Source organism: Gordonia phosphorivorans, assembly GCF_042432625.1.
GTDB lineage: Bacteria > Actinomycetota > Actinomycetes > Mycobacteriales > Mycobacteriaceae > Gordonia > Gordonia phosphorivorans.
Genome location: NZ_JBHLWV010000007.1, coordinates 1 through 10,029 on the forward strand (window position 1 = coordinate 1; position 10,029 = coordinate 10,029).

Sequence of the window (10,029 nt, forward strand, 5' to 3'; positions counted from 1 at the left end):
TCAACGGCTGGAACGACCGCAAACACCCCTTCGTCTGGACCAAGACCGCCGAGGACATTCTGAAGAAAGCTCAACCGAAAACTAATTAATGACACGAGACACTAGTCTGAACGGAGCGAGCGGCCGGGGGCGCGTCGCCGACTCACCCACTGCGAGGAGAATCGTTGAGCGGACCCAAAGGCATCGAGTACCAGGTCGCCCAGGAGCGACGCGCGCTCGAAAACGCACGCCGACGAATGATCGGCCTCGCCGCTCGCAATACGCACCTGCAGCAACGCGGTGTTCAGGCTAGCTCGGCGAGCCGCAGATAAGCTCGGCCTGACGAGACGTTGTCTCCGCAGGAGATCCGGCGCGCCAGCATCGCCCCGACTGCACCGGCGAGGGTCGCGGCGGTACCCAACTGCGGCCAGGACGGGATAGTTCTCCCCACCTCGCCGAGCGAATGCTTCATGCGAGCGGTGATGTCGTCGCCGACGATCATCCCGGCCAGTTCTACCCGTCGCGCGGGGTCGTCGAACTCTTCCGGACTCACTCCGCTCAGGGCCTCGGCCCGGCCGTGCAAGAGCGGATACTCGGGATCGAGGTCGAAACGTTCGACATCGACGATGACGCCGTCCCCGTCGTCGGTCACCATCACCACCGGAACTCGGCGCTCCCGCGCCTGGACCCGCAGTTCGATCTTCCGTCGCAGGTCGTCCATCTCTTCCACAACCACGGCGGCACCGCAGAGGAATCCGTCGGCGTTCTCCGCCGTGTAACCGCCCGGGAGAATGCTGAGCTGGACGTAGGGGTCCAACTCCAAGGCACGACGTGCGGCTAGGGTCGTCTTCCGCACACCGAGGTCGCACACCGAGCCCGACAGCCGGTTCAAGTTGCTCGGTCCGAGTACGTCCGGATCCGCGATCCGTAGGGTGCGGGCACCCGTCAGTACGCAAGTGTTGAGCACCGATCCCCCGACGCTCAACCCCGCCACCGCGATCGGCGACGATTCCCACCGACGCTGTTCGTCATCGGTGATGAGAAAGCGATTTCGCGTGGTCTTCAACCGGTAGAACAGGTCCGCATCCGGGAGCCGGACCACGGTCCGCCGCCACGGATACACCACGTAGCGGCTCGACGCGTCCAGGTCTGCCTCGTCGAACGAGATGGGGCCAGCACCCCCCGAACCCGCTGCGGCCGAACCGTATTCGCGTAGCGTTTGCAGCTCTTCGAGTGCGCTCTCCCAGCCATCGACCCACACCAGGTCATGCGATCGCAGTTCGGTGATCCGCGCCGCGTCGTCGTGGGGATGAAGAATCTCGATCATCAGTTGGCCTCGATCCATTTCTGCTTGATGTGCGGCCCGGACGACTGGTCGCCGCGCGGCACCACCGCCACCCGGGGTTCGACGGTGGTGCCGTATTCGGCGAGCAACCGGCGATATTCGGTGTTGGATTCGGCCAGCGCGTCCCGGCAGACCTTGGCCAGACGGGCGCCCAGATCGCTCGCAAACCGGGTGCCCATCGCTTCGACGACCACCAGAAGCTGCGGCCGGAGTTCGGCGTCTTCCTCCACCGAGACGGTGAACCGGCCGCTCACCTCCCGCATCACTTCCGGCACCAGCATGGCCGCCTTCACATGCTCGGCGTAGATGTTGGCACCATAGAAGGTGGCGGCGACGTCGGTCCGGTCGCGCAGGATCAGGAAAGACCCGCGCGGATGCAACGGTGCGGCGAGATCGGCGTAACCGCCCTCACGCAGGACCACAGCCAACTGCTCACCGGAGTACAACTCACCGCGGTCGCCGAGTTGGTAGCGGATCAGCGGGAGCGCGGTGTCGACGGTGAAGTAGAGCAACCCCTCGTCATTGACCTCCGCGTAGCGGCGCTCGGGGTCGTATTCGACGAGCGTCGGGATTGCCGTCGATCCGCCGCCGAAAAGCACCTCGGCGAGCGCAGTGCCCGGCCGTGCGGCACGCCGAATCGCGATGGTCTCCGGAGTCTCATGCCCCATCAAACCCGCGTCGGCTGTGCCGTACACAAGACAGACACGCTCGGGGCGCTCGTAGGTGTCGAGTCGGTTGAGGAAGTAGTCGCGCAGCCCCTCGCTGATCGCCTCGCCGGCAAGCAGCAGACCCAGCCGACTCAGATCCGACGACGTCGCATCGAGCACGTCCTTGATCACCGGCGGATACCCGGCCAGAATCACCTGGTCGAAGCGCTTGCCCAATCGTTCGAGGCACTGCAGCACCGCCTCGACGTCGATACCAGGGGTCACGATGTTGACCAGGTGGCCCCGAGCCTGGAGGTCCTGCACCGCGGTGTACGTGTACGTGCCACCGATCCAGGTGCCCATGGCGAACGCGTCGATCACGAGCGTCGACAGGGCACGGGTATCGAAGGATGCGGAGAAGATCCGGTCATGCGCTTGCGCCGCATCGTCGCGCGCAGTCTGTGCTCGGGGCCAGAAGGTCGGCTCCCCGGACGATCCGGAGCTCGCCGACCAGACTCCCGCGCGAGACAGATCGCCATCCCACAGAAGATCGGCGGGATTGTTCGCCTTGATGTAGTCCTCCTTGGTGACCGGAGGCAGCCGCTCAAAACCCTCCCGATCAGCGAACTCTTCGAGGATCTTGCCATGCGCGGCAAGGTGTTTCGCATAGGCGGGCACGCGCTGCGCCGCCCGCCGGGCCGTACTGATAGCGCGCGAGATTCCGTGCGCCGGACGTGGGTTGCGGTTCATGTCATCCTCCTGAACGTTCTGCGGGTGTAAACATGAACCGCTTCCCCACGCCCCCCTATCGGGACGCCCTGAGAATCGCCTCGCGGTTAGCTGCGATCTCTGACTTGACCTCAGCGAGGATCTGCATGACGGTCTCGCGATAGTTCGGTCGATTCACCACCATCCACAGCTGCGCGGCATACTCGGCCCGGAGATCCACGGCCCCGGCCACATGACCCATGTCCCGCTGGAGCCGCTGGAATTCTGGGTCGTCGAGATAGTCGGGAGCCCACACCGCCAGCCACGCGTCGACTTTGGCGCTGTCGCGATCGGCGAAAGCCTCGAATTGCGACAGTTGCTCGTTGGTCAATCCCTCGCTGAGCACTTTGCCGACTCGCTGCTCCAACGTCGCGTACACGTGCTGGAGAAAAGGCAGTCGGCCTTCCTCGGGGAGGTCCGCGAGGCCGACCTCCCCGAGGAACTCATCATTCAGCTCAAACATGATCACTCCTTTGATCGATAGACGCTTCCCCGTGGTTGATACCGATTCCCCACGCCCCAATCACGAGTCGCCCATCTCCTGCCGCTTCCGCCTTCTCTCCCACCTGCACAGGTTCAGCAGGGTCTGACTACGCTCATTCCGTGACCGCCACCGACCTCGTCATCGTGCCGCTGCTGGCCGCACTCGCACCGGTCATCACCCGCGGCGTCCGACGGTGGGTGGTCCTGCCGGTCATCGTCTTCGAACTGCTGCTCGGCATCACGGTGGGCCCGTCGCTTCTGGGACTGGTCGAACCGTCTGAACCGTTGGAACTGCTCTCCGAACTCGGCGTCGCGATGCTGTTCTTCATGGCCGGCAGCGAGATCAACGCGTCGGCACTGCGGGGACGCACCGGCAACCGCGCCTGGCTCGGCTGGCTGCTGAGCTTCGTCATCGGCGTGGGCCTGGGCTGGCTGCTGGTGCCCGGGCTGGGCGCGGTGATCTTCGGTATCGCGCTGTCGTCGACGGCCCTGGGCACGCTGATTCCGATCCTGCGCGACGGCGACGACCTGCAGACCCCGTTCGGCCGCGCTGTCGGGGCGATCGGCACCGTCGGCGAGTTCGGCCCGATCGTCGCCATCTCGGTGGTGCTGTCCAACCGGTCCACCCTCGCCGCGATCCTGGTGCTGGTGGCGTTCGGCGTGCTGGCGGTGCTGGCGATGTGGCGGGCACAGCGCTTCGAACACGGCCAGCTGCACCGCTTCGTCGAAAGCACGCTGCACACCTCCGCGCAGTTCGCCATTCGCCTGGTGATGCTGATCGTCGCCGCCCTCGTCGCCCTGAGCGTCTGGCTCGACGTCGACATCCTGCTGGGCGCGTTCACCGCCGGCATCCTCTGGCGCATCCTGATCCATGACGCGTCGCCGGAGACGCAGGAGGCGGTCGAGAGCAAGATCGAGGGACTGGCCTTCGGCTTCCTGATTCCGATCTTCTTCATCGTCACCGGCGTCACCTTCGATCTCGACGCCCTGCTCGATCAGCCGTGGACCTTCGCGCTGGTACCGGTGGTGGCGGTGCTCCTGCTGCTGGTCCGCGGCCTGCCGGCGTCGTTGGCCGCACCCGAGGGCAGCGACCGACGCACCAAGCTCTCGGTGGCCCTGATGGGTGCCACCGGGCTACCGATCATCATCGTCGCCACCACCACCGGCGTTCAAGAGGGCTACGTCTCCGCGACGGCTGCCGCCGTCCTGGTCGGCGGAGGCATGCTGTCGGTGCTGCTGTTCCCGGCACTGGCCTCGAGCCTCCGGACCCGCCGGACGCCCGCCGAGCACTAGTTCGACGCTGCCGCGCCGCCGTCCCGGCCGGGCAGCTCGATCCACCCGTCGGCCACCATCTGCAACAGCAGGTGCGACTTGTTGGTCACCGGCCGCCCCGCCGAGAAGTAGCGATTGCTTGCCCGCCGGTAGTGGGTGCGCACCGTCGAGGTGGACAGAAAGTGCTGCCTGGCCACCTCCTCCACCGTGGCGCCCATCACGTAGGTCGTGAGGACCTCGCGTTCGCGCGGACTCAGCGACACCGCGTCCACCGGTCGCGGCTCCCCCAGCACCTCGGTGAAGAAGGCGCGCAGGTGCTTGGGTGCGTCATCGGTCGCGGGGATCACGGTGACCCCTCGCGGCACCATGACCTCCCGCTGCCCCTGGTGCGAGAGGACCACGGCGATCCTCGCCCCGACACATCGCGCATCGGCGGCCACCGCGCGCAGTCGTGTCACATCCCGCACCAGCACCGCACCCACCGGATTCACTTGCGACTCCGATGGCTGCTCGAAGTCCAACAGAACCGGCCGATAACCACACCGGCTGACCAGCTCCACCAATGCTCGATCACTAAGATCGTGCTCGATCACCACACCCACGGTTTGTACAGCCATCACTGCAGACCCTCACCTTCTCCTCCCCTGGGCACGGCACCCGGCGAAGGACAATCCCCAGTTTGGGGGGCTGCGCTGACGCAATCAGCATGGTAATTGGCACATTTGGTCCGATTTCAGGTCAGATTCTCCGCGTTCCAGAGACGCCCATGCGTGATTACACATCTATTGCGGTTCATCAGCTGCTGCGACCACCTGCTCAATGTCCGCCCCCCGACCTAGAGCCATGGCACTGCTGCTCTCCGACAAGATCGAGTTGACCGGTGAGGATGTCCCGGCATACCTGGACCGGCAGTCCGCAATCCCTGTTGTCACGGCGGCCAGCGCGCAAGGCGACGAGCACGCCGCTACCGGAGTGCCTCATCGTCCTCGCCTCCGAGGCGTCGTCGAATACTCCCACGCTGCCGGCCCGGCCTCCTTCGACTGGAGTCGCACCGACCCCCGGAATGCTCGGTATTCTCACCGTGCCCGCCGGGTCTGAAGTGTTCTTAAGCCATCAGGCGCACGGCGGAATCCTGTTCGCCAAAGGCACGTTCGCTGGATAGTGCCCCTTGGGGTGGTGGACTTCGCGCCGCGTCCGCCGCAGCAAGAAAATAGGTCGCTGCGCACGGATCCCCACCGGCGGCGATCAAGGTTTCGGCTATCGCTAACGCGAGTCGCACATCCGCCCAGGCGCTCACGCCTCCGGTGCGCAGCGCGTGCTACAACAAATCGAGTCGACGAAGGACATCAGACTCGTCCTGCGCCAGCAACCACAACTCCGCCGACGTCGGATCGGTCGACTGAGCGGCCAACTCACGAGCGATCTTCGGCTCCCCGAGCACCTCTGCAGCGAGCGCAAGCAGCCAATCGTAGTCTGGGTCCCGTCTACGCGGGTCGACAATCGCTTCGTCGAGCACGGCCAGCGCTCGGTCTTCGTCACCGATCATGATCAGGTAGACAATCTGCTCAGCGGCAGGTGGGGCATTCACTTCCTGCGCGAGTGACCACCGGTAGAAATCAGCCGCCGGCCCGACGGCTCCGCGGTCGCGATCAGCCTCGACAAGGGTTCGAGCGATACTCAGCGGATCCGGCGCAAGTCGCAGGCACGCCCAGGCTCGGTCAACGTCACCCCCGTACGCGGCGACGTGAACCTGCCGTTGGCAGCAATGTTGAAGAGCTTCCCGCGACACTGTGTCTGCGTACTCGTCCACGACGTGCGCCGTGATGTCGTCACCGAGCACACTTGCCGCCAGACTGGTGGCGAGGAGATCGATGACACCGATTCTTCGCTGCGGGTCGAGCGCGATCACGCGTCGTCCGAACGCTGACCGCAGGAGGTCATCGCGCACTTGATCCGTATTCGCGCGCATGATCGCGCACCCAAGAGACAAGCCAAGCACCGCTTCTCTATCCAGGCCGCACGACAGATTCTCGTCCTCGCCGACCGGAACCACCGCGGCCATGCACCCGACCGGATCGCCACCCTCATCGAACTCGTCGAAGTCCTCGCCGATGTCCTTGCCGAGCTCGACGATGAGGTCCACCACTTCGTCGCGGGTGATTCCTCCACGTTCCCATTTACGCGCGATCCAGGCGAGCTGGTGCTGCATCAGCGACAGCAGATCCTGACTAGTCATCAGTGATCAGCTTGCCACGACCGCTCGTCCACGGCGAGGCTTCCGATCAGCCGCGAATCCGGCCGGGTAGGCGGCTGTCTCATGCCGCGATAGGGCAGGTAGCGCGTTTCGGTGGACGCAAGGCGAGGTTCCTTCGACAGGCCAGTGCGGTGAGCGATGACCGTCGTCGGCAGCGCCGCGCTGGCGATCGCCGGCGCGAACAGGCGAATCCCCGGAAACAAGAACCAGGCAGGCGTACTGAGCCGGGTCCAAGTGGCCGAGTTCGGCAGGCAGCGCCAGATCGGCTCCGTCGGGCCCCGAACGCACGACGAACCGCCCGTTCGGCCAAACGAGTATCGCGATCAGGTCTTGGCAGATGCTGTCCTCGTCGGTGGGCCGGCGGGTCATCACAGCTACGACGTGACTTGCGTTCTTGATTCCGGACTCGACCTCGCTGTTCCAGCTGTCCCCGGACGGACAGCCCTTAGCTCAGTGGCGCCAGTATCCCGTCCTCGAACTGCCGACCGCCCCGACGGCTCCGCTCAAGGGCCGATCCTGGCGATCTCGACTGTCACCAGATCAAGTGCGGGGCCTGCGACGTGGAGTCGGCGGGTTCCTATCGTCCATTCGTAGGATCTGATGCGAAGCTCACCGCAGCAGCTTTCGGGCTGTGCGATAGTTGCGTTGCACGGTCATGTGTATCCCGACCGGTCGCTTGGCCGGAGGCACCAAGGAGCGAGAGTATGTCTTTCAACGAGACGGCGACCGCAGTCGCTGAACGGCCGTTTCTTTACGAACGGCGCGAGGCCTACGAAGTGAACATGGGCGGCACCACCGCCTCCAACGTCGCACATAAGACGGGCCGTGCCTCCGAGATGGGCCCTGACGACTAGATTGAACTCGCACTTGTCGCGGCAGGTGCTGATCCTCGTTCACAGCGACGATCCGCACCTGCCGCTGGTCACTCGGCATCTGGACGATTGGGGCGTGCCCCACTGGGATCTCGCTGCGGATCTGATCGGCTCGGAGATCCACCCTTCGGTCGAGGTCGGTTCGACTCGATTCGCGGTCGATGTCGGCGGCTGGGACTGGTCCAGGATCACGACCGTCTGGAATCGGCGCGTGATCGTGAATCCGGGATGGTCGACGGAGCCGGCTACCGATGTCATGCTTGAGAAGCACATCCATGATCAGAACCTCGCACTGGTCGATGGGCTGCTCGCCTCGATCCCTCCGGAGGCGAACTGGATGAACAGGATCGAGTCGCGGTTCGCGCGGTCGAAAGTCCACCAGCTCCGCCTAGCTGCCGAGCTTCGGATTCCGATCCCCGAGACTCTCGTGTCGAGCGACCCGAACCAGATCCGTGCGTTTGCTCGGACGCACCGCGTAAGCGGCATCATCACCAAGCTGATCGCCCCGACACCGTCGCGCGTTCCGAACGGCGAGGAACAGTTCTCGATCTTTACGACCGAGATCGATCCCGATGAGGTAGGCGACTCCGCCCTCAGCTCCGCAGTCGCGATCTACCAGCCCAAGGTCCGAAAGACGAGGGAGGCTCGCGCCATCGTCGTCGGCAACGAGGTCGTGTGTTGCGCCTTCGACACGCAGCAGTCTGCGCAGACGGCCCTCGACTGGCGCCGATACGATTTCGACGCTGTTCCCCACTACTCGATCGACTTACCTTCCGAGTTCGCCGACCGTTTGGTCGAGCTCGTGGCCCGTCTTGGTTTGATCTACGCCGCGATCGATGTCGCGGAGTTGCCAGACGGGTCGTGGCTGATGTTCGAGGTCAATCCGGCTGGCCAGTGGGCATGGCTCGAGGAGCTCGGCGGCGTGCCCGTCGGGAGAACAATCGCCAAATGGCTCGCGACCGCGTAAACGAATCGCTACCTGACGACCTTCACGAACTCGTCTCGGCACATCTGGGCGACGTCACGTCGTCCCGCGTCTATGGCGGTGAACAGCGTCATCGAAGCTGGACGGTCATCACCGCAGCAGGCGAGTATTGGGTGAAGGTCGAGAACCCGGGGTCGGCCTCAGTATTCGCTTCGTTGGCCAACGAAGCCGCAGCGCTGCAGGAGCTCGCGGGCAATCCCTCGGTTCCGGAACTGGTATTCAGTGGCGTTACCGCGGGCCGCACGGTCCTGGCTACTCGCCATCGCGCCGGCAGACCGTTTGACGACGTGGCAGAACTGACGCCGCATCGCGTCGACGAGGTGCTCGACCGGCTCGAAGATGTGCAAGCAGTACCGGGGCCATCCGTTCGAGTCCACCAGGTCGAATCGGCGTCGCTGTACGCGCCCGACGCTGACCCGATCGCCTGCGTCGCCGCAGTTCGTGGCCGGCTCGCAGCCTCGTCAGTTCCGCCCGAGCTCGACGACCTTGNTGGGACCTCCGGCGATTGATCGCGCATCGATCACGTTCGGCCTGCTCGTGAGGGATCGTCCCGACCTGGCTGAGCAAGTAATGGCTGGGTCGGTGGGTGTCGCAGGATTCTTGGTACTCCGCCTGCTTTACCTCCACTCGAACGGCGCCTTGCGCCCCAAAGTCCTTCGCGTTGCACGCGACCTCTTGCACGACTTTGAGTGACGCTCGTCTGGGTCGCGAGAGGTTGCCCGTGTCCATCGCGCACTCGCTCAGGCATCGATGTGGCCACGGCGAGAACGAGTCGAGCATGCCTGGTAGTCCGAACGGGGACTGAGCTGAGCCGCAGGCACACCCGTGCCTGCTGGCGGTCGACCGCTGCAATAGCCTGCTGTCACCGAAGGCCGAACTGTGAAGTTGGAATGGTCGAGCAAGACGGAGAGACCTCCAAGAGGTGCGACGGGAAGCCCATACCGGAGAACCGGCGATGTAATCGCTGAGCAGTAGGTGCCACCTGGCCATTGGCGTGATGATCACGAGGTCGAGCGATTGGCACGTGTGGGCGACTGGCGGGTTCGAAATGCGAAGTACTGGCCGGTGTGTGAGCAAGACAAGGGCGAGAATATCGGTTTCGGCGGACGGGTTCCGGGCTGCTTCGTTGCGCAGTGTCCCCTGGCCGACACCGTAGGCGTCAGCAACATCCCGAATCGGCTTCTAGGTCCAGATCACCTCATGGCATAACTCGTCCTTAAACTCCCGAGTGAATCGCCTCCCGCCGAAGATCGCGAAGGACTCCGCGCTCTGCACGTTGACGCCATCTCCACAGCGGTCGCAGTTTCACTGATTGTCCTGACGCTGCGACCGGTCAAGGTCATGAACCTAGTGTCGCGTGTCGTTAATTAGTTTATGGTTCCTGGGTTGAGATAATTGGCTATGGCGAATTCTCCTGCCCCGGC

General features: G+C 64.5%; 9 protein-coding genes. 4 read left to right on the forward strand and 5 right to left on the reverse strand.

Going from position 1 to position 10,029, the window contains the following annotated elements:
* Positions 1-283: 283 nt before the first annotated feature.
* The 3 genes from ACFFJD_RS02330 to ACFFJD_RS02340 are packed head-to-tail and all read right to left on the reverse strand — an operon-like array spanning position 284 to position 3,202.
* Positions 284-1,306 carry a ThiF family adenylyltransferase gene (locus tag ACFFJD_RS02330; protein ID WP_382360342.1) on the reverse strand — a complete coding sequence of 341 codons (1,023 nt, stop codon included), beginning with the start codon at positions 1,304-1,306 and terminating at the stop codon, positions 284-286.
* Positions 1,306-2,721: a phenylacetate--CoA ligase family protein gene (locus ACFFJD_RS02335; RefSeq protein ID WP_382360345.1), complete on the reverse strand. Its 1,416-nt coding sequence runs from the start codon at positions 2,719-2,721 to the stop codon at positions 1,306-1,308. Before ACFFJD_RS02335 ends, ACFFJD_RS02330 begins: the two co-directional genes overlap by 1 nt.
* 55 nt (positions 2,722-2,776) lie before the next feature.
* Positions 2,777-3,202, reverse strand: a complete 426-nt coding sequence (locus ACFFJD_RS02340) for a DUF5663 domain-containing protein (protein ID WP_382360348.1) — start codon at positions 3,200-3,202, stop codon at positions 2,777-2,779.
* 140 nt (positions 3,203-3,342) lie between these two features.
* Here ACFFJD_RS02340 and ACFFJD_RS02345 point away from each other — a divergent pair, with 140 nt between their 5' ends.
* The gene (locus tag ACFFJD_RS02345) at positions 3,343-4,515 is read left to right on the forward strand and encodes a cation:proton antiporter (RefSeq protein ID WP_382360350.1); all 1,173 of its coding nucleotides are present in this window, start codon (positions 3,343-3,345) and stop codon (positions 4,513-4,515) included.
* Here the strand turns inward: ACFFJD_RS02345 and ACFFJD_RS02350 are convergent.
* Entirely contained in the window at positions 4,512-5,111 is a 600-nt protein-coding gene (locus tag ACFFJD_RS02350) for a helix-turn-helix transcriptional regulator (protein WP_382360353.1), read from the reverse strand. The genes ACFFJD_RS02345 and ACFFJD_RS02350 overlap by 4 nt on opposite strands.
* Positions 5,112-5,380: 269 nt before the next feature.
* Between ACFFJD_RS02350 and ACFFJD_RS17625 the strand changes: the two genes are divergently transcribed.
* Entirely contained in the window at positions 5,381-5,656 is a 276-nt protein-coding gene (locus ACFFJD_RS17625) for a DUF8820 family protein (protein ID WP_512700346.1), read from the forward strand.
* A 156-nt stretch (positions 5,657-5,812) separates the two neighbouring features.
* Here ACFFJD_RS17625 and ACFFJD_RS02355 read toward each other — a convergent pair whose 3' ends face one another.
* Positions 5,813-6,730, reverse strand: a complete 918-nt coding sequence (locus tag ACFFJD_RS02355; protein ID WP_382360355.1) for a hypothetical protein — start codon at positions 6,728-6,730, stop codon at positions 5,813-5,815.
* A gap of 722 nt (positions 6,731-7,452) precedes the next feature.
* Here ACFFJD_RS02355 and ACFFJD_RS02360 point away from each other — a divergent pair.
* On the forward strand, positions 7,453-7,602 hold the full coding sequence (locus tag ACFFJD_RS02360; protein ID WP_382360358.1) for a hypothetical protein: 150 nt from the start codon (positions 7,453-7,455) through the stop codon (positions 7,600-7,602).
* A gap of 13 nt (positions 7,603-7,615) precedes the next feature.
* Positions 7,616-8,587, forward strand: a complete 972-nt coding sequence (locus ACFFJD_RS02365) for an MvdC/MvdD family ATP grasp protein (protein WP_382360361.1) — start codon at positions 7,616-7,618, stop codon at positions 8,585-8,587.
* Positions 8,588-10,029 lie beyond the last annotated feature (1,442 nt).

Excerpts from the sequence above, each read along its gene's own strand:
- ACFFJD_RS17625 (WP_512700346.1), top strand. The coding sequence starts at position 5,381 with ATGTCCCGGCATACCTGGACCGGCAGTCCGCAATCCCTGTTGTCACGG.
- ACFFJD_RS02350 (WP_382360353.1), bottom strand. The coding sequence starts at position 5,111 with ATGGCTGTACAAACCGTGGGTGTGGTGATCGAGCACGATCTTAGTGAT.
- ACFFJD_RS02360 (WP_382360358.1), top strand. The coding sequence starts at position 7,453 with ATGTCTTTCAACGAGACGGCGACCGCAGTCGCTGAACGGCCGTTTCTT.
- ACFFJD_RS02340 (WP_382360348.1), bottom strand. The coding sequence starts at position 3,202 with ATGTTTGAGCTGAATGATGAGTTCCTCGGGGAGGTCGGCCTCGCGGAC.
- ACFFJD_RS02335 (WP_382360345.1), bottom strand. The coding sequence starts at position 2,721 with ATGAACCGCAACCCACGTCCGGCGCACGGAATCTCGCGCGCTATCAGT.
- ACFFJD_RS02330 (WP_382360342.1), bottom strand. The coding sequence starts at position 1,306 with ATGATCGAGATTCTTCATCCCCACGACGACGCGGCGCGGATCACCGAA.
- ACFFJD_RS02355 (WP_382360355.1), bottom strand. The coding sequence starts at position 6,730 with ATGACTAGTCAGGATCTGCTGTCGCTGATGCAGCACCAGCTCGCCTGG.